The 18,432-nt window shown below is 69.6% G+C and carries 18 protein-coding genes and 3 pseudogenes; 13 read left to right on the top strand and 8 right to left on the bottom strand.

The window, feature by feature from the left end:
• Positions 1 to 15: 15 nt before the first annotated feature.
• The 3 genes from AB0D18_RS18820 (at position 16) to AB0D18_RS18810 (ending at position 2,921) form a co-directional block, all read left to right on the top strand.
• Positions 16 to 1,623, top strand: coding sequence for a SagB family peptide dehydrogenase (locus AB0D18_RS18820; RefSeq protein ID WP_362419235.1), 1,608 nt, complete (start codon positions 16 to 18; stop codon positions 1,621 to 1,623).
• Entirely contained in the window at positions 1,620 to 2,270 is a 651-nt protein-coding gene (locus tag AB0D18_RS18815) for a TfuA-like protein (protein WP_362419232.1), read from the top strand. Before AB0D18_RS18820 ends, AB0D18_RS18815 begins: the two co-directional genes overlap by 4 nt.
• A gap of 102 nt (positions 2,271 to 2,372) precedes the next feature.
• Entirely contained in the window at positions 2,373 to 2,921 is a 549-nt protein-coding gene (locus AB0D18_RS18810; protein WP_362419229.1) for a hypothetical protein, read from the top strand.
• A gap of 9 nt (positions 2,922 to 2,930) precedes the next feature.
• Here the strand turns inward: AB0D18_RS18810 and AB0D18_RS18805 are convergent, their stop codons facing one another.
• Entirely contained in the window at positions 2,931 to 3,137 is a 207-nt protein-coding gene (locus AB0D18_RS18805) for a transposase (RefSeq protein ID WP_362419227.1), read from the bottom strand.
• Positions 3,121 to 3,525 carry a transposase family protein gene (locus AB0D18_RS18800; RefSeq protein ID WP_362419475.1) on the bottom strand — a complete coding sequence of 135 codons (405 nt, stop codon included), beginning with the start codon at positions 3,523 to 3,525 and terminating at the stop codon, positions 3,121 to 3,123. Before AB0D18_RS18800 ends, AB0D18_RS18805 begins: the two co-directional genes overlap by 17 nt.
• 129 nt (positions 3,526 to 3,654) lie before the next feature.
• Between AB0D18_RS18800 and AB0D18_RS18795 the strand changes: the two genes are divergently transcribed.
• From AB0D18_RS18795 to AB0D18_RS18780, 4 genes and pseudogenes are all read left to right on the top strand, one after another.
• Entirely contained in the window at positions 3,655 to 3,846 is a 192-nt protein-coding gene (locus AB0D18_RS18795; protein ID WP_362419496.1) for a hypothetical protein, read from the top strand.
• 92 nt (positions 3,847 to 3,938) lie between these two features.
• Positions 3,939 to 4,085 (top strand): hypothetical protein, encoded by a 147-nt coding sequence (locus AB0D18_RS18790; protein ID WP_362419224.1) that lies wholly within the window; start codon positions 3,939 to 3,941, stop codon positions 4,083 to 4,085.
• A gap of 497 nt (positions 4,086 to 4,582) precedes the next feature.
• Positions 4,583 to 4,753, top strand: a pseudogene (locus AB0D18_RS18785) (transposase); the annotation flags it as partial.
• Positions 4,754 to 5,059: 306 nt separating this feature from the next.
• Positions 5,060 to 8,065 (top strand): BTAD domain-containing putative transcriptional regulator, encoded by a 3,006-nt coding sequence (locus AB0D18_RS18780; protein WP_362419221.1) that lies wholly within the window; start codon positions 5,060 to 5,062, stop codon positions 8,063 to 8,065.
• A gap of 56 nt (positions 8,066 to 8,121) precedes the next feature.
• Here AB0D18_RS18780 and AB0D18_RS18775 read toward each other — a convergent pair whose 3' ends face one another.
• Positions 8,122 to 8,337: a hypothetical protein gene (locus AB0D18_RS18775; protein WP_362419218.1), complete on the bottom strand. Its 216-nt coding sequence runs from the start codon at positions 8,335 to 8,337 to the stop codon at positions 8,122 to 8,124.
• Between the two features lie 356 nt (positions 8,338 to 8,693).
• On the opposite strand from AB0D18_RS18775, the gene AB0D18_RS18770 reads away from it, so the two are divergent.
• Both AB0D18_RS18770 and AB0D18_RS18765 read left to right on the top strand, forming a co-directional pair.
• Positions 8,694 to 8,975, top strand: a complete 282-nt coding sequence (locus tag AB0D18_RS18770) for an acyl-CoA dehydrogenase family protein (protein WP_362419215.1) — start codon at positions 8,694 to 8,696, stop codon at positions 8,973 to 8,975.
• The gene (locus tag AB0D18_RS18765) at positions 8,962 to 9,531 is read left to right on the top strand and encodes a hypothetical protein (RefSeq protein WP_362419212.1); all 570 of its coding nucleotides are present in this window, start codon (positions 8,962 to 8,964) and stop codon (positions 9,529 to 9,531) included. The genes AB0D18_RS18770 and AB0D18_RS18765 overlap by 14 nt, the downstream gene beginning before the upstream one ends.
• 421 nt (positions 9,532 to 9,952) lie before the next feature.
• On the opposite strand, the gene AB0D18_RS18760 is transcribed toward AB0D18_RS18765, so the two are convergent.
• Positions 9,953 to 10,120, bottom strand: a complete 168-nt coding sequence (locus AB0D18_RS18760) for a hypothetical protein (RefSeq protein ID WP_362419209.1) — start codon at positions 10,118 to 10,120, stop codon at positions 9,953 to 9,955.
• 444 nt (positions 10,121 to 10,564) lie between these two features.
• Here AB0D18_RS18760 and AB0D18_RS18755 point away from each other — a divergent pair.
• Positions 10,565 to 11,807: pseudogene (locus tag AB0D18_RS18755) on the top strand (IS256 family transposase).
• Here the strand turns inward: AB0D18_RS18755 and AB0D18_RS18750 are convergent.
• Entirely contained in the window at positions 11,738 to 12,859 is a 1,122-nt protein-coding gene (locus tag AB0D18_RS18750; RefSeq protein WP_362419206.1) for a hypothetical protein, read from the bottom strand. The pseudogene AB0D18_RS18755 and the gene AB0D18_RS18750 sit on opposite strands and share 70 nt — an antisense overlap.
• Positions 12,759 to 13,511: a transposase family protein gene (locus AB0D18_RS18745; RefSeq protein ID WP_362419204.1), complete on the bottom strand. Its 753-nt coding sequence runs from the start codon at positions 13,509 to 13,511 to the stop codon at positions 12,759 to 12,761. Before AB0D18_RS18745 ends, AB0D18_RS18750 begins: the two co-directional genes overlap by 101 nt.
• 234 nt (positions 13,512 to 13,745) lie before the next feature.
• Between AB0D18_RS18745 and AB0D18_RS18740 the strand changes: the two are divergent.
• A pseudogene (locus tag AB0D18_RS18740) lies at positions 13,746 to 13,874 on the top strand (sulfurtransferase FdhD); the annotation flags it as partial.
• Positions 13,875 to 14,044: 170 nt separating this feature from the next.
• On the opposite strand, the gene AB0D18_RS18735 reads toward AB0D18_RS18740, so the two are convergent.
• Positions 14,045 to 15,031, bottom strand: a complete 987-nt coding sequence (locus AB0D18_RS18735; protein WP_362419201.1) for a Dyp-type peroxidase — start codon at positions 15,029 to 15,031, stop codon at positions 14,045 to 14,047.
• 280 nt (positions 15,032 to 15,311) lie between these two features.
• Entirely contained in the window at positions 15,312 to 16,235 is a 924-nt protein-coding gene (locus AB0D18_RS18730; protein WP_362419198.1) for a LysR family transcriptional regulator, read from the bottom strand.
• Between the two features lie 200 nt (positions 16,236 to 16,435).
• On the opposite strand from AB0D18_RS18730, the gene AB0D18_RS18725 reads away from it, so the two are divergent.
• Positions 16,436 to 17,326 carry a 3-hydroxyacyl-CoA dehydrogenase NAD-binding domain-containing protein gene (locus AB0D18_RS18725; protein WP_362419195.1) on the top strand — a complete coding sequence of 297 codons (891 nt, stop codon included), beginning with the start codon at positions 16,436 to 16,438 and terminating at the stop codon, positions 17,324 to 17,326.
• 105 nt (positions 17,327 to 17,431) lie between these two features.
• Positions 17,432 to 18,313: a hypothetical protein gene (locus AB0D18_RS18720; protein ID WP_362419192.1), complete on the top strand. Its 882-nt coding sequence runs from the start codon at positions 17,432 to 17,434 to the stop codon at positions 18,311 to 18,313.
• Positions 18,314 to 18,432: the final 119 nt, after the last annotated feature.

Genomic DNA, 18,432 nt, shown 5'->3' with positions numbered 1-18,432 from the left:
TGGCCGAGGACGGACATGACGATTACCACTGCGGGGGCCGCCACCCTCGCCTATCTGCCGCACGGGCGCCGACCCCGGCCGTTCCGGGCCGACTGGTCCACGGTGCCGGCGCCCCACCCGGACCACCCGGGCGGGCCCGTCCGAGCGCTGCCCTGGCCCGGCGCCGACGCACCGCACGCACCGGCGGACACGCCGACGGACGCACTGCTGGGCGAGCTGCTGCGCGGCATGTCCGGACTGACCCGGGCCGTCTGGTCGCACCCGCTGGAACCGGCCACCGGCGCCCCGGCCGGGGGCGTGGCCCACCAGTCGGCGGGCCGCCCGGCCCCCAGCGGCGGCGGGCTCTACCCCGTCGAGGTCCAGGTGGCCACCCGGGACGGCCTGTACCAGTACGCCCCGCTGCCGCATGCGCTGCGCACCGTCCGCGCAGGCGACCACCGGTCGGCCCTGCTGGCGACGCTGACCGAGCCGCCCGCCCAACCCCCGTGGCTGGTGCTGGTGTTGACCACGGCCTGGTGGTGCAGCGGGGTCAAGTACGGGGAGTACGGCTACCGATTGCAACAGCAGGAGACCGGGGTACTGGCCGCGCAGGCTCAGGCCGTGGCCGGGGCGCTGGGCGGCACGGCGGCCGTGCACCTGGCGTTCCGGGACGAGCAGGTCAACGGGTTGCTCGGGCTGGAGGCCCTTCGGCAGAGCGCGACCGCCGTCCTGGCCGTGGACCATCCCGCGCGGCCGGCAGCGCGGATGCCCGGACCGGACCGGCCCGCAGCGGCCGCCCTGGTCGCCAGGGGTGCCCCGGTCGCCCAGAGCCACGCGTTGCCGGACATCTCGGCCGTTCTGCCGGTCACGGCGGCGCTGCACGCGGCGGCGATGGTCCAGCCACCGGCCACCCGACCGCTGCCGGAACCTCCCGAGCCGCCGCCGGTCCGGGGAGCGCAAAGCGAGCCGGTGCGGCTCCCGCCGGGCGTGGCGGTGCCGGCGCACGGACTGCGCGCACGAGTGTCGGCGGGCCACGGATATCTGCGCGAGCCCGTCCCCGCCGAGGCGCTGGCCGCGGTCCTGCGGGCTGCCGCCGGTCCGGGAGGCGGCGGAGTCGACCTGTCCGTGCCGATCGGCATGTGCTGCCTGGTCGGCCGCGTGACCTCGGTCCCGGCCGGGGCGTACTGGTACGACCGGCACACCGGTGGGCCGGACGACCGGCTGGCCGTCGTCGGTGGACCGGAGTGGACCGGCCGCCTGCGAGCCGGGCTGACCAACGAGCAGACCGTGCTGAGCCTGTCCGAGTGCGCGTTCGCCCTGCTGCCGGTCGCCAATGTCCGGTCCGGGCTGCGCTGTCACGGCGACCGCTGGTACCGGCTGGCCCAGATCGCCACCGGGATGAGCCTGCAGCGGGCAGCGCTCGCGGCGGCCTCCCTCGGCCTCGCGGCCCGGATCCACTCAGACGGGAGCACCCCCACAACCGACCGCGCCCTCGGGCTGGCGGACGGCCCCGGCTCGACGGGCCAGTCGATGTCGATGCTGCTGGTCGGCTGCGGCCGCCCGGGCCAGGCCCTGCACCTCCCACTCGACCACCGCCCCGCCCCGGGCTCGTCCGGCCCCCTTCCACCGAAGGAGCTCCGATGACCACCTACGTCTTCGTCGGGCCCACGCTGCCCGTAGCGCGTGTGGCGGCCCTCGCCCCGGACGCCGTGGTGCGCCCGCCCATCGCGCAAGGTGACCTGTTCCGGCTCGGCCTCGCGCCCGGAGACGCCGCCGTCGTGATCGACGGCTACTACCACCACGTGGTGCCGGTGCGGCACAAGGAGATCCTGGCCACGCTGGCCGCCGGGGTCCGGGTGGTGGGCTGCGCCAGCATGGGCGCGCTGCGGGCGGCCGAACTCCACCCTTTCGGCATGATCGGGGACGGCGTGGTCTTCCGGATGTACCGTGACGGCGTCATCGACGCGGACGACGAGGTCGCAGAGGCGCATGGCGAGGCGCCCGAGTACCGGCGCACCAGCGAGCCGCTGGTGAACATCCGTCACGCGCTCGACGCCGCCACCGCGGCCGAAGTCCTGACGCCCCCGCAGGCCACCGCGGTGCTCGCTACCGCGCACGCCCTGCCGTACCACCGGCGGAGCTGGCGCGCCGTGGAGCGCGCCTGCACCGCCGATGGCACCTGCGCCGATACGGGCCTGCGCAGGCTGCGGGAGTTCCTGGCCACCTGGCCACCCGGCCGGAGCACGCCGACCGCAACGCGGCGGACGCCGCCGACACGCTCGCCCGGCTGAACCGGCTGGTGTCCCCCGCGCCGGACACCCTCCACTGGGCCCGGTCCGAGGGCTGGCGGAGCCGGGACCTCCACGAGTGGCAGGCCGAGTTCGGCGGCCCGGGTGCGCGGGATCCCGGACGGCGACGCCGCGGTGCTGCGCCACCGCCAGGTACATGACGAGGACTGTCCGTCGCGCTGGCGGCGGTTCGCGCTGGCTCGGATCGCCGCCGCCGCGGCCGGCACCGACGCGGAGGCCGGCACCGACGCGGAGGCCGGCACCGACGCGGAGGCCGGCACCGACGCGGAGGCCGGCACCGACAACACGCCAGAGGACGCCCTGCCGGAGGACGCCGCGTTGGCTGCCGCCGACCGCTGGGGCATGCAGCCCGGTGCGCTGTCGGCCGAGCAAACCGCCCGCTGGCTGACCGGGCGGGAGGCCGCCCAGCTCGACCCCCGCGAGGCGCTGCTGCGCATCCTGGTCCGCTCCTACCGGCCGCCCCGCGGCGCCTATGACGTCGTGGCCGCCGATCCCGTCCTGGTGTCCGTACCGGAGCTGCGGCTCGCCGTGGCCCAGGAAGCGGGCGAGATCGACCAGCGGATGCGGGAAGCCGTAGCCGAGGGACTAACGAGTTGGTGCGTGATGGCGGGTAGGACGTGTTTGTCCTGCTGAGCGTCTTCTTCAGGCGGTGGTGGTGCGGTCGGATACGAGGATGGCGATGGCTCGGTAGGTGTCGGGCAGGCGGTCTCGGCGGTGGGTCCAACGCGTCAGTTGCTTCCAGCGTTTGTGGTCGGCGAGGGCGTGTCCGACGGTGATGCGGCGTGAGGAGTGGTCGTGTCTTGGGCGTGCTCGGGCTTCGACGAAGGGGGAGTTACTCCTGGTCGTCATGTGGGAGGTGCGGTGAGGGACTGGCCCGGGTGATTCCGTCCGAGGCCGAGGTAGCCGTCGTCGAGGAAGACCTGGACAAGGTCGAAGTATTCGAAGCATCTGCTGATCCGTCCGTGCGGGCAGCGGTCACATCGTGCATCAACCCTGGCCGGAGGGCATCTGTCCACAGCGTGCGTCCCTGGTGGTCGGCGATGACGGTGGCCTTCATCGTGTTCTGATTCTTCTTGCCCGACAGGAACGCCCGCCGGCTGCCCTGGCCCGCCGCCGGCCTGCGGGCCTGGACCTCGGCGGCGTCCAAGCGCAGCTGAACGCCCTCGACCTGGGCATAGGAGAACACGTCCTCCAGGTGCGCAGTCGCAGGCCAGGGCGGGGGACGGCGAGCCCCCATTACCGTTTTCATTGGCTCCGCGATGGAGCTTCCGGCCTCCGAGGCCGGCATGACTTCCCCCCTTGTTCACCATGATCCGGCGGTGGTGTCACCGGACCCGGAGGCACTGACTGACCGCTGATTAGGGCCATGACCACTGACTTCTTCGCAGGTCGGGAGGCTCCTCGTGATGTGGATGTGGCGATCGGTGCCGTGGCTTCGAGGCCGGCTGAGCACAACCGGAGGTTGTACGTGATCGACACCCGTGACATCAACGTCTATCTCGGCCTGGATGTCGGCAAGGGCGAATACCAGACTCTGCCTCGCCCGCCGCCGAGCTGACGTCCTCTTCGCCATGCTCCGCGACGGCACCTTCCACGAACCTCGGCCCGCCACAACGGCTTGAGACCCGCTAGTGCTCTGACCGGGAGGGTTTGAGGTATTCGCAGGGCGGAGGCCTGACCGACGAGCGGAGGGCATTCCGGGAGAAGATCCGGCTGGAAGCTGCCGACCCGGTCGCCCAGGACCTCCCGAACGGCGAGGTGGCCCGGGAACTGTGGGTCAGCGTGCGGTCGACGTAGCGATGGCGCCGGGCGTGGGAGAGCGCGGCGAAGTCGAACGGCAGGCCGAGCCGGTCGGCGACCTTCGCGGAGTAACCGGACGAGCCGAGCAGCCACAACGGCAGTCAGCCGGTGAGGCGACCGCGCCGCGTCCCCAAGGCGCACGCCGACCGCCCGGCCCCGTTCGGCTACGAGAAGACCAGCCCGTTCGCGGTACAGGGCCGCGCCCGGGGCATGACGCCTGTCGAAGCGGTGGACTTGCTCGGGGAAGCTGAGCTTCACGCGCGCACAGCGGAGCTCGCGGAGTGGCGATGCCTCGTGCAGCTGCCCACGACAACCGGCGGCCCGTACACCCCGGACGGCGACATGGTCGTCCTGGAGGAGCTCGCCGAATTCCGGCGCCGCAAGGAAGCCGAGCGAAAGCGGCTGGCTCCGCCCGGACGCGCCGATAGTGCGAACCGCCTGTTCTGGCTCGCCACACTGCGATCGAGTCGGCAAGCCCCGGCGAGGGCAGCCAGTTCTGCCATGCCTACGGCCCCAGCGGCCGGTCATCCGGCCGGCTCATACCTCGCTGGCCCTCCTCGTTCGTCGCAACCCTGGAATCAGGGCGGACGTCCTGGTGCCAGTTCCTCGACACCATCCGCCTCGGCCCGGCCGACGACGTCGCCAAGGTGACCTCCGCCCGGCTCCCCGGGAGCACAGGCTCCCCATGCACCGGCCGGGTCGGCGTCGCTCGAGTTGGCCCACTCTCTCCTCCTGTCCCCGCAAGCTCCTCCTGTCCCCGCGAGTCTCCTGCCGTAACCGCTCGGGCCGTGGCCGGGTCCTTCCAGGAGGGAACCGAGACGGAGCAATGACCATCCCCTTATATGCCCCTGGCCAGAGGGGTGAGGGCCAGGACGACGACCAACTGTTCGCGAGGTACCACCGGGTGGGGCCGGCGCAGGTGACTGGCGGGCGCATCGGAACATCACCGGGGGGAAGTCGTGGACGTCTTTATGCTCGGACCTGTAGGTATTCATGCGGGAGACAGGGAGCTTCGTTGCGGCGCGCCGCAGCAGCAAGCCACGCTCGCCGTGCTCGCGTTCCATCCCGGCCGGGCGGTGCCGTTGCACGAGCTGATGGAGGCGGTGTGGGGTGAGGAGCCTCCCGTCTCGGCGAACAAGGTGCTGCGAACGTATGTGTGGCGGCTGCGCAAGCTGATCGCGGGGCACGGCGGCGACCCGGGGCTACTCGACTCCGCAGGCGATGGTTACCGGCTCGCCGTACGGCCGGAGCAGGTGGATGCCTGCCGGGCCGAGCAGGGTGGACGGCAGGCCGCGCGGGCAAGCGAGGCGGGCCGGTACGACGACTGCGCGGAGCACTTGGTGCAGGCCTTGGCGCTGTGGCGCGGCGAACCACTGGCGGGAGTCCCCGGACCGTTCGCGGAAGGCGCGCGATCGCGGTTGGAAGAGCTCCAGCTGACGCTCAGGGAGGAACGGTTCCGACTGGAGGTCCAGCAGCACAGACACACTCCCCTCGTTCCAGAGCTGACGTCCTTCATCCGTGAACACCCGCTGCGGGAGGGACCGTACGGCACCCTGATGCAGGCACTGTTCGCCTCTGGGCGGCAGGCGGACGCCCTGGCAGTATTCGGCCGGGCGCGGGCAGTGCTGGGCAGTGAGCTGGGCTTGGACCCCGGCGTCGAACTGCGCACGCTGCACGAGCGCATCCTTGGCGGCGACCCGGACTTGATCCCGGCGAAGCCGCCGTCCGTGCGTACGAGGGAGCCCGTCCGCGGCTCCGCACCCGTCACGGTCGTGTTGCGGCCAGCCCAGCTTCCCTCAGAGACAACGGACTTCACCGGGCGCGCTGAGGCGGTCGACACTCTGTGCCCGGTACTGACCGGCACCGGGTGCTCAGCCCCCGTGATCGTGTCCGTCGGCGGCATGGGCGGCATGGGCAAGAGCGCCCTCGCGCTGCGGGTAGCCCACCGGGTCAAGGACCATTTCCCCGACGGTCATCTGTACGTGGATCTGCAGGGCGCCGGGCCGGGAGCGGTGGATCCCGGTACGGTCCTGGAGAGCTTCCTGACGGCGCTCGGCGTGGCTCGCCAGGACGTGCCCGCGTCCCTGGAGGACCGGGCGCGGCTGTACCGCACCGTGCTGGACGGACGCCGCGTACTCCTCGTATTCGACGACGCACGAGACAGCGTCCAGATCGCGCCGCTGCTGCCGGGTGAGGCCCGGTGCGCGGTGCTGGTGACCGGTCGGACCCGCCTGTCGGCCGTCGCGCCCACCGTTCATGTCCAGCTCACCGAGTTCAGCAGCGAGGAGGCACTGGCCCTGGTGCGGCGGATCGTCGGCCCGGAGCGGATCTCGGCGGAGGAGGCCGCAGCGAGGGCTCTGGTCGCGGCCTGCGCGCACCTGCCGCTGGCGGTGCGCATCGTGGCGGCCCGGCTGGCCGCCCGGCCCGGCTGGACTGTGGCCCATTTACTGGGGCGCCTCGCCGACGAACGCCGCCGGTTGAGCGAACTGCGCACCGGGGCCCTCGCGGTGGCGGCCGTGTTTGAACTCGGCCACCACCAGCTGGCTCCGGCCCAGTCCCGAGCGTTCCGGTTGCTGGCCACCATCGCCGTACCCGATGTGGGCCTCGCGGCCGGGGCGGCCGTACTCGGCCTGCCGGAGGCGGAGACGGAGGAACTGCTGGAATCCTTAGTGGACATCGCCCTGATGGAATCCCCCGCGCCTGGCCGATACCGCTACCACGACCTCGTACGGGATTTCGCCGTACAGCTGTCCCCCTCCGGTACGTCCGCGGAGCCCGGCCCCGATACGCCTACGGAACCCGACACCCCCGCGGAGGTGCGCGCAGCCACGGACCTCGCGGTGCTGGGGCGGTTGCTGGACCATCTGCTGGAGGGGGCGGTGGAAGCGTTCCAGCTGATGGTTCCCGGTGACCCGGTCCGCAGCATGCTGCCCGCCGGCCGTTCCGCATCCCGTGGCCCTCGGTTCCGGGTCCTGGCGGACGCCCGTGCCTGGGTCGTGGCCGAATTCGACTGTGCGATTCATGCCGTACGGCTGCTGGGACGGCCGGTGTCGGCCGGTGTGGGGCCGGGGGAGGGCACCCTCACGGACGCCGCCGATCTGCTGGTCGCCCTCGGGGCATACGGCCAGGAGATTCCGTACACCCACATCGAGGACGTGGCCCGGACACTGGCAGAGGTGGCCTCGACGCGGCAGAGCCACCGCGCCGCCGGCCGCGCCCACTTCATCTGCGGGAACGCCGCACTCCAGGCGACCCGGCTGCCGCGCGCCGGCTACCACACCCAGCGTGCCGCGGAGGCGTGCCGGCTCGCCGACGACCGGCCCATTCTCCAGCAGACCTACAACGACCTCGGCGTGATCGCCCTGTTCGAAGGAGACCACAACGCCGCCGCGGAGCACTTCGACCGGGCGGTCGCCCTCGCCAGGGAACTGGGGCACCGCTCAGGCGAGTTGATCACCACGCTCAACGCCTCGCTCGCCCGAACCCGGGGGGGCCGGGCGGAGGAGGCGCTGCCGGTCTGTGACGGAGCACTTGCCGCGCTGCGCGAGGTGGCCGACCGCCGTGGCATCGCCTACGCATTGTGCGCACGCGGTCAGGCTCTTCAGGAACTGGGACGCTACGAGGACGCTCTGTCCGCCTATCAGGAGTGCCTGGACGTCGGTGCCGCCGCCGGTCTCGCGGGTCAGCGGGCGCAGGCCCGCTATCGCCGTGCCGACACCCTCCTCGGGCTCGGCCGGGCCGCCGAGGCCGCCGGAGAGGCGGAGCAGGCGGTAGCCTACTACGGCACGGTGCTGGACCGGGACCGTGACCGGGGCTACGCCCTGCTGTCCCACGCCCGCGCCCTGCTCGCCGTGCGGGAGTCGGGGCGGGCACTGGAGCAGGCACGAGCGGCGCTGGAAGTCTTCACTCGGGCCGGTCTGCCGGAGACCGAACAGGCCAGGCGGCTGATCGGCGCCGTGCGCACACCGCCGAGCTGAGCCAGGGGCCTGCACCGCTCGTGAGGACGCAGGACAACCGCCCCGTACCGAAGGCGTCAGGAGGCCGTCCGAACGTACCCCGCAGTCGAGTTCACCTCTTTGGGGGAGAGCTCCTGGCCGTCGCTGAGTGGATCCCCGGTGGCAAGGATCCCGGCCGGGCCGCCCGCCCCGTGCCCGGCCCCGGACAGGGTCAGAAGGCAGCCGAGGAATGCCGCTGCGAGCACCCTGAGCAGGCGGGCGCGACGGGGAAGGGACAGGGGGTGCTGCTGCATAGGGAGCTCCTGTTCGTCGGTGGTGCGATCGGGGAGGCCCAGGTACGGCCGCTGTGGCTTCGTGCGCCGACTATCACGGTAGGCGGTCTACGTTCGGTATACGGGGCCGCTGACCGGCTGAGGTACCCACACAGCGCGGGCAAAGGGTCCATGTACCGGCTCAGCGTCAGGACCTACCTCGGCGCCCCGATGATCGACCCCGCGACCAAGATCAGTCCCGGGACGGTCTGCGCGGTCGGCACTGAGCAGCCCGACTTGAACCGCGCCGACGTCGAGCTGAGCAAGGCATTCGCGGCGGAAGCCGTCGACCTGATCAAGCACCTGGCCTCCGTACAACCGCCTGCAGGGAGGGGAACGTGCCGGGTCTCACGGACCGCGAACTCGCCGCCCACATGGGCAAGTTGGGCTGGACCAGTATTCTCGTTCCCACCGAGTACGGCGGTGTGAGTGCAGGCCACATGGCCAAGACGCTCCTGATCGCGCATGTCTCGCATGCGAGCGGAGCAGCGGGCGGCATCCAACAGGCATCTCTGATACGCGCCCTCGCGCTGCAAGATCTGCGCAGCCCCGAGCAGCAGTCGCTCTGGCTGCCGCAAATCGCTGCCGGGCATGTACTACGCCGCCATGCGTCCCGCTGAGGTCATCCACCTGCAGAAGTCCCAGTGTCGCCTGCCGGCGAGCGGGTGGGGTCTTCTCAACCTCAAGGGCGGGGTCGTGGCGGCCGGAAAGGCGTGGACGAACGATGGCGCCGTTCACGAGATCCACTCACTGAAGCGACGGGCTGCCAAGGCCACGCGACCGGTGCCCATCCCGCCCGTGCTCGTCCGCATGCTGCGCGAGCACATAGAGCTCTTCGGTGTCGCGCCTGACGGGCGCCTGTTTCGCAACGCAGCGGGAAACTACATCGAGGCTGCGGCGTACGGCATCACATGGGGACGGGCACGTGAAGCCACACTCACCCTCGACGAACACGCCCTCGTACTGGCGAAGCGCCCCTACGACCTGCGCCACGCGGGAATCTCCTTCTGGCTCGCCTCCGGCGTAGACCCCGCAGAGTGTGCGCGCAGAGCAGGGCGGAGCATCCAGGTCCTCTTCCGCTACTACGCCAAGTTCCTGGCCGAGGCGCGCAACCACGCCAACACATTGATAGAGGAGTCGATGCGGCGGTGGGACGAGCCGGAGAGCGGCATGTAGGGCGCCTGATCCCGGTCTTGGCCCGGAAATGCCCCGGAACAGCTGGTCAGAGGTGGGACAGCGGTGGGAGATATCGGGAGTACCTTCGTTATTTGACCTGTGGCTTTGATGTGGCCGACGAGGGGCGCCTGCGGGGGAAAGCCCCTGGTCAGAGGCCCTTTTGCGGCACTTAGAAGAAGCCCAACTTCCTCGGTGAGTACGACACCAGAAGGTTCTTCGTCTGCTGGTGGTACACGAGCCATTGTCGTGCTGACCAGGCAAAACGACCTCCATTCGGGCGTGTCAGGAAGCCTTGGCCCGCATATGGTCCGGATCTTCGTCCGCCGTGCTGGTGTCCGTGGGGTTCGTGATAGCTAGGTGAGACGGGTGACGCGACGAGGCCCCGCCGACTTGCTCCGGTGGGGCCTCATCGCGTGCTTGGTCAGGATGGGTTGGCGCTGGAGCTGGGGACTCCGTTGTGCTCCGGTTCGCCGCTTTCGAGTACGCGCAGGAGCGACGCGGTGACGACCCGGGCGGTTCGGCCGATCAGCAGCACCCGGCAAGGGAACTCTCCACGGCGCACCAGGTCGTAGCCCTTGGATCTCGACATGCCCAAGGCCCGTGCTGCCGAGCCCGCCGTAGTGGTGCTGCGACTTGAAGTCGCAGAGGTAGCGCGAACCTTCTGGCGGCGAATGCGGTGATCGCGGGGCCGTGGTGGTGCTGGGAAACGAAATCGCGGAGGCAGGCCGCAGCCCAACCGTCATGGGAGTCCTCGACCTTGCCGTAATGGTGCTGCGACTTGGGGTCGCAGAGGTGACCCACCCAACGACATTCCTGCCGTCAGAACCGATGATGCCGTAGCGATGCTCCGGTATTGAGCCGCAGGGACAAGGCTCGATGGCCTGCAGCGAGCCACGCTGTTCCTCGCGGTGATGGTGCCGCAGGTTGAACCTACGGAGACAGATGCCGGGCAGGTTGAGGGCGGCCGGAGCGGGCAAGCCGCGATGGTGCCGCTGGTAGCCCCTACGGTGAGGGTTCGCCGCCACAGGTGTCCATGCCCGCTGCTACCAGCAATAATGCTGCTGGTGCGCTACGGCCGGAACGAGATGGTATCGAGCTCGTGCGGCATGTCGCGGAGCGGATGCTCCAGGAGCTGATCGAGGCTGAGTTGTTCGGCCGGATCGGTGCCCAGTGGAACGAGCACACCGAGGAGCGCACCGCTTTCCGTAACGGTCACCGCGACAAGACCTGGACCAGCCAGGCCGGTGACCTGGACCTGGCCATCCCCAAACTCCGCAGCGGGACCTTCTTCCCCAGCCTGCTGGAACGCCGGCGCCGCATCGATCAGGCGCTCTACGCGGTCATCATGGGGGCATACGTGCACGGCGTGTCCATCCGCGCCGTCGACGACCTGGTCAAAGCCCTCGGCGCGGACAGCGGCATCTCCAAGAGCGAGGTCTCACGGATCTGCGGCGACCTCGACGACGATCTCCGCGTCTTCCGGGACCGGCCGCTGGATCACACCCGCTTCCCCTACATCTATCTCGACGCGACGTACTGCAAGGTGCGGGTGAACCACCGGATCGTCTCCCAGGCCGTCATCATCGCCACCGGCATCACCGAGGGCGGCGGCCGCGAAGTCCTGGGCGTCACCGTCGGCGACACCGAGAGCGAAGCGTCCTGGAGCGAGTTCCTGCGCTCCTTGCGCTCACGCGGCCTGAGCGGAGTCCGCCTGGTCATCTCCGACAGCCACAGCGGCCTGGTCGCTGCGATCCGCAAGGTCATGCTCGGCGCCGCCTGGCAGCGCTGCCGGGTCCATTTCCTGCGGAACGTGTTCTCGGTGATCCCCAAGGGATCCGGAGAGATGGTCGCAGCAACCATCCGCACGATCTTCATCCAGCCGGACGCCGACACCGTCCGCCACCAGCTCGATCAGGTCGCCGACATCCTCGGCCAGCAGTTCCCCAAGGTCGAACAGATGCTTCTCGATGCCAAGGAGGACCTCACCGCTTTCGCTGGCTTCCCCGTCTCCCACTGGAAGAAGATCCAGTCATTGAACCCCCTGGAACGCATCAACCGGGAGATCCAAACGCCGCACCGACGTCGTCCAGATCTTCCTCACCCCCGCCGCCCTCGAACGGCTCGTCACCGCGGTCCTCAGGGAAATGCACGACGAGTGGATCGCGTTCCCCCGCCGCTACCTCTCCGAAGGCAGCATGGCGGCCATCTACGCCGGCGAAAGCACCGAGAACACCACCCACGAGCTCCCCAACACCCCGAACACCACCGCCGATTGATCGCCTACACCATCACGCGGGACACCATCCTGTGGTCCGCTGCCGAGCGATTGTCGGCGTTCACGTGAAAGTGGTCCCGGCAAGATTTTCGTGAAGCGGGGCTGGGCCACCGTGCGCCGGTGACGCTCCGTCACGGGAAGCGGCGTCGGAGGTGGGCTATGAGGATGACGCGGTGGCGCAGGAGTGGAACTGCGGCCCTGCCAGCCATGATCCTCTTCTGGAGCTTCAGGTCCGTGATCCGGCCTTCGTTGACGCCGGAGTTGAACGAGGTAGTGATCCCCTGCACGACTACCCGACTGGTCTTCGCGGAGGGCGTTGGCCAGGCTCGCCAAGGCAGACAGGCCCGAGGCCGTGAGCTGGTCGAGCCAGTCCGGCAGCGGAGCGGCGTCGCGGGCTTCCAGCATGGCCGCGAACTGCCGGACCACTGTGTGGGTTTGGTCGAGCTCCGGGCAGTTTTCGAACAGCCGGCGGAGTGCCTCGGTGGCATGCGGACCGCGCCGAACTGGTGCGGTGGTGATCCACCGGGCGACCCGGCGGGGCGAGGGTGGTCGCTCGCGCGGTGTGCCGATTGGCAGGCCTTGGCGGAGCGGCGCGATGGCCATCTTGACCCGCTGGTAGTGGCCGCCGTAGCCCTTGGCGGCGATCTCCTGGTGCAGCATCGTCGCGGTGTGCTCATCCTCCTCCCAGCGTTGGCGCAGATACTCCAGATACGGGTCGAGACTTGTGAACCGGCGGGGTGGAGTGCGCCGTACGCACTCCTGCCAGCAGGCAGCGCGTGCGTACTTGGCCACGGTGCGCCGGTTCAGGCCGAGTTCGCGGGATATCGCGCTGAGACTGCGGGCCGTGCCGGTGTATCCCTGGACGGTCTCGAACAGCCGCTTCGCGTGACGGCGGGCGGGAGTTTCGGCCGCCTCACATGATTCGCCCGACGGCGGTGGGGCCACTTCGGGTTCAGGTACTGCCGCAGCGAGGCAGCCGCGGTGGACTGCGGCGATGTCCGAGACCCGCTTTGGCAGCCCTTGCCACAGGTGAAAGCGGTCGCTGACCTGCACCGCGTCCGGGGCTCCGTCGGTGATGCCCTGCCGGTAGACCAGCGAACCGTCGCGGCACCACCTCGACGCCAGGATCCGTGCGCAGCCAGGCCGCCAGCTGCTGGGCATCGCGGCCAGCCCACAACTCGATCGGCAGCCGCGTGTCGGCGTCCACCAGCAGGGTGCCGTAGGCGTCCGCGTACAGCGCGAAGTCGTCCACGCCCAGCACCCGCGGTGTCGCGGCCGACGGCAGTTGCATGCGCATCAAGTGGAACAACGCACTTGTCCGCGACAAGGGTGCCTTCAAGATGCTCAGGAGCCGGGCCCCGCCACGGCCGGCGAGCAATACCCCGGCCATCTCCACCAGATGCTGCAGCAGCGGGCTGCGCCGCTGGTAGCGCACCGTCAGCCCCTCGACCTGCTCGGCGAACGTCCGCCGTCCGCAATCCGCGGTGTCGCAGAACAACCGCCGCACCGACAAACCGATCAGCACCGGGCGACCGCCGACAGCGACGTCGGTCAGCGCGCGGGCATACCGGCTGTGCGGCCGCGCGGACTCGCGACCGCAGTCCGGACACGCGGCTGGCAACTCATAGGTACGGGCCGCGATATGAACCACCCCACCCGCCGACCACACCCGTTCCACCCGCACCACATCCAGGTGCGGCGACACAGTTGGTACGAGGTCATCACACTCACCGACGATCCCGCTTCCCGTGACGGAGCGTCACCGGTGCACGGGGGCGCAGCCCCGCTTCACGAAAATCTTGCCGGGGCCACGTTCGGGTGTACGCCGACAGCGATTGAGCGGGTACTCGTGGAGGCGCAGAAGAGCTACCGGCAGGCCCAGGAGGAATCGGCCCGGGCCGATGCGGAACGGGTGAGAACCGGCCGGGCGGTGGCCCGCGCGGAGTCCACGCTGGTTGCTTTCCTAGCGCAGGCGGAAAGCGGACTGACGCTAGTCGGCTTTCTGCGCGGCGCATCGATGAACGTCTACATCGGTGCCGAGCGTCTGCGGGCGCTGCCGGTGGGATGACGGAGCCATCTCGCCTGGCGTGAACGGCCCGTTTGTCGCGCGTGTGGCATTCAGATATTCACCCGGGCAACGTCGCGGCCAGCGCCGTGCACAGCCACACCGTCGTCGACTGGTCAAAGAACTGTTCGGTACTCCAAGAAGCACCAAGGCCGTACCTATCGCCGACAGGGTCATGCGGTGCCCTTGAGGCTGCGGATCTCCGGGAAGCCTTTGCTTGAGTGAGCGGGACGTGGGGCTGTGGGCAGGTCGTCCAGGAAGTCGGCGGTCGGGGTGTAGAAGAGGCATCCGGTGACGGCGGTCGAGAAGTCAAGGATTCTGTCGTGCAGGCCAGCTCGGGTGCCCAGGTACATATTGCGCAGCATCTGCTCTGTGACGTCGGGGGTGCGAGAGTACCCGATGAAGAAGGTGCCGAACTCCCCTTGTCCCACTGCGCCGAACGGCATGTTCTCGCGGACGATCTTGCGCTCGGTGCCGTCCTCGTCGGTGACAGAGTTGACCGCGATGTGGGCGTCCTCGGTCTTGATGTCATCGGGGAACTCGACGTTGTCCGACTTGGTGCGTCCGATGGCCTTTTCCTGTTCGTCTGTGGGGAGCAGGTTCCAGGCCGTCAGGTCGTGCAGGTACTTCTGGATCGTCACATAGCTGCCTCCGTGGAACCCTGGGTCCTCGGCCCCAATGAATACGGAGTCGGCCGCGAGCTGTCCCTCGGGGTTCTCGCTGCCGTCCACGAAACCGAGCAGATCGCGCTCGTCGAAGTATCTGAAGGCGTGTACTTCGTCGACCACGGACACGCAATGGCGCAGCTGCTCCATCAGGAGCCGGGCCAGTTCGAAACAGAGGTCCATGCGTCCGGCCCGGATGTGAAAGAGCAGGTCGCCTGGGGTGGAGGGAGCCCGGTGCTTTTCACCGGTCAACTCGACGAAGGGATGCAGGTCGCGAGGCCGGGGCCCGCTGAACAGCCGGTCCCAGGCCTGCGAACCGATGCTCACGACGCAGGTGAGCTCGTCACCGGGGGACCGGAAGGCAACCGAACGCCGTAGAGCCGACACGTTTTCCAGAACGGCACGAACGGTCTGCAGGCCGCCCGGCCCGATGGCGGCGACAAGGAAGACGGTGGCGCTGGCCGGCGGGGCAATCACAGGCTGGGGTTCGGGCACAGAAGTCGGTCCTCTCCATGTGCGTGACGGCAATGGGCAATCGTTCACACAGGGCCCATCCTGCGCCGAACCTCGCGGAGCAGCCACACGGGCGGGTGGCAGCTGGGGAGAACGGCCAGTCATCTGCGTGTTCTGCCACCAGGTATTGCGTTTCGGTGGGCTGGGTGGCTCTCTCGCGGGGGCGTCACTTCGCCCGCGACACCGTCAGGGGTGAGGTGGGTGGAGTGGTCATCGGGACCCTCCCCGAGGGGAGGTGCAGGCAGTGATGGGGCGGGTCGGATCAGAGGCCCTGGGGCTGCAGGTTGGTCGTCATTTCCAGCAGACGGATCACCGCGGCGTCGGCGTCAGGACGGTGGATGGCGTATACGGCGGTGTCCAGGTGGTTCGTCCGCCCTTGGAGCGGGATCAGTATCACGCCGGAATCGGCAAGGTGCCGCAGACTCTCGGGAGCGAGGCTCACACACAGGCCTGCTGACACATAGCTGAACAGTCCGCTGAGATCGTCCGCGGTCGCCACTTCGTGGGGAGTGAACCCCGCTTCGCGGCAGGCGAGTTGGAGTTGCTCGGCGAGGACGGGCAGTGCGGTCGGGTGAGGCAGTACGAAGTCCTCGTCCGCCAGCTGAACGAGGTCGATACTGCGAGCCTCGGCCAGCCGGTGGCCGCGTGGTACTGCGGCACCGATCCGCTCGGTGACGATGAGTCTGCTGACGAGCTCGTCGGAGAGCCGCCCCGGGTCGCGCAGAAAGCCGAGGTCGAGCATTCCGTCCCGCACCTGGTCGGCCACACCCGCAGATGAGCTGTGGTGAAGGTGTACGCGGAGGCCTGGCAGCTGTTCGGCCGCCTCTCGCAGCATGGTGGGGAGGTAGAGGTGGCTCAGGAGGCTCACGTACCCGACGCGGACGCCGCCTTCCTTTCCGGAGGCGACCCGCCGGGCCCGAGTGACCGCAGCGATCTGGAGATCGAGCAGCCGCTGTGCATCGGTAGCGAACACCTTCCCGGCCGCGGTGAGCCGCACACCTCCCGGGCCGCGGTCGAGCAGGCGCACGCCCACGGTCCGTTCCAGGCGCTGGATCGACTGGCTCAGCGGCGGCTGGCTCATGCCGAGCCTCTCGGCGGCCCGGCCGAAGTGCTTCTCCTGTGCCACCGTCAGGAACTGTTCCAGCAGCCGCCGCGACAGATTCATATCTTCCATAGTATGAGTCATGATCTGATCATATATTGGACAGACCTGACCTCTCGGGTGTCGACTAGGTCCTGGAGCTTCCGCCGGAGCGCGGAGTTTGTTCCCCTTGTCTCAGCTCGGCCGATTTGCCGCCTTTCCCTGGGTCCCTTCTCCTGGAGACAGGGTTGGCGGCGCGCCTGGCCCGAGCATGTTTCCCCTGTCGTTCGTCTGGAGTGGTTTTCGTGGCGGTCGTGACAATCGTGGGTGCCGGCGTCATCGGTGTCTCCTGGGCGCGTCTGTTCAGCGAAGGCGGTTGGGAGGTACGGGTCAGCGACCCGCGCCCCGACCTGCACGAGCTGGTGGAACGGGAGCTGGCTGGACTGCCGGTGACGGCGAGCGCCGACCTGGCCGGCGCGGTGACCGGAGCGGACTTCGTGCAGGAGGCCGGCCCGGAGCGAGTCGAGATCAAGGAGGAGATGTTCGCCACGCTCGCCGCGCACACCCGCGACGACGTGGTGCTGGCCTCGTCCTCCTCGTCCCTGTTGCCCTCGGTGATCGCCAAGGGCAACCCGGCGGCCGACCGGATCGTGATCGGCCATCCGTTCAACCCGCCGGAGCTGATGCCACTGGTCGAGGTGGTGCCAGGGCCCGAGACAACGGCACGAACCGTCGACCGGGCCGTCGAGGTGTACCGCGACCTCGGCAAACTGCCGATCCGGCTGAAGAAGGAGATCCCCGGCTTCGTCGGCAACCGCCTCCAGAAGGTCTTCAACGACCAGGCCACCTACCTGGTGCAGCAGGGGGTGATCGACGTGCAGGACCTCGACGACCTGGTCCGGGCCTCGCTCGGTCTGCGCTGGGCCGTGACGGGACCATTCCAGAGCGGCACTCTCGGCGGTGGACCCGCCGGCATGCGCCATCTGGTGGAGCACGTCGGCTCGCAGCTGACCTTCGAGACCGGCAGCCCGGACCCGGCCCGGCTGGATGCGGTCCTCACCGCGGTCGAAGACGCCTACGGCACCGGTGAGGCGGCCTACGAGCGGCTCGTCGAACTGCGCGACGTACGGACCCGCGCCGTTCTCAAGCCGCTGGGCTGGCCGGAGCCCGCGTCCGCGGACGGCCCGCAGCAGTGACCACCCGCCCCGGCCGGGACGAAGCCGGGACAGAGCGAGACAGAGCGAAAAATACCGGGAACGAGGACACCTTCCATGGCGAAAGTGCTGCTTGCACTGCAGTTCATGCCCGCGAAATTGCTGCGGGTGAGCATTCCGGACGGCCAGGTGCACACCCTGCTCGACGATGCAGGGGACGGGCCCGACGGCATCGTCGTGGATTCCCGTACCGCCTACTGGACCACCATGGGTGCTCCCGCAGTCGACCCTGACACTCCCGGCGAGGCAGGCTACGACTTCTCCGCGCGCAACGGCGGCGTCCACGCGTGGAGCCTCGACGGCGGGCCCGGACACGACGTGGTCCCGAGCGGGGCGATGACGACCGGCAAGCAGTTGACGTCCGACGGCGCCGGCACGCTGTATTGGAGCGACCGCGAGGGTCACCGGGTCAGCAGGGCCCGGGTGGACGGCAGCGGCCTGACCGACCTCGTGGTGAACCCGGCCGAGGACAAGATCATGGGGGAATGCGTCGGCGTAGCGGTGGATCCCGTGCGCGGGTACCTGTACTGGACGCAGAAAGGGCCGGCCAAGGGTGGCAGGGGCCGGATCCTCCGGGCGGGCCTGGAGATCCCGCCGGGCCAGAGCGCCGAGAACCGCAACGATGTCGAGGTGCTCTGGAGCGGTTTGCCCGAGCCGATCGACCTGCACCTCGACGGCGACTGGCTGTACTGGACCGACCGCGGTGCCGAGCCCGCGGGCAACACCCTCAACCGTGCGCCCGTGCCGCCGCCCGGCGAGCCCGGACAGGCCCCCGAGATCCTTGCCGGCGGCTTCGCGGAGGCGATCGGCCTCGCCGTCGACGGCGAGGAGGGCATTGCCTACGTCGCCGACCTGCAGGGCCACATCCGTGCCGTACCCCTGCCCGGCGGCCCCGCCGCCGGACAGGAGCCGCGCGAGATCGTCGTGCTGCCGTACCCGCTGACCGGGCTGTGCCTGCTGCGGAACTAGGACGGGGCGGCAAGGAGGGCACGGGGCTTCTGACTGCGCATCCCCCAGCCGCCCGCTCCTGCACATCACATCCGCTGCCCGCAAGGCCAGAACCGCCGCCGTGTGCGCGGTCTCGTGTG

The organism is Streptomyces sp. NPDC048442, from assembly GCF_040651475.1.
GTDB lineage: Bacteria > Actinomycetota > Actinomycetes > Streptomycetales > Streptomycetaceae > Streptomyces.
Note: the sequence above shows the minus strand (reverse complement) of the source record. Positions and strands in the feature narration are given on the sequence as shown.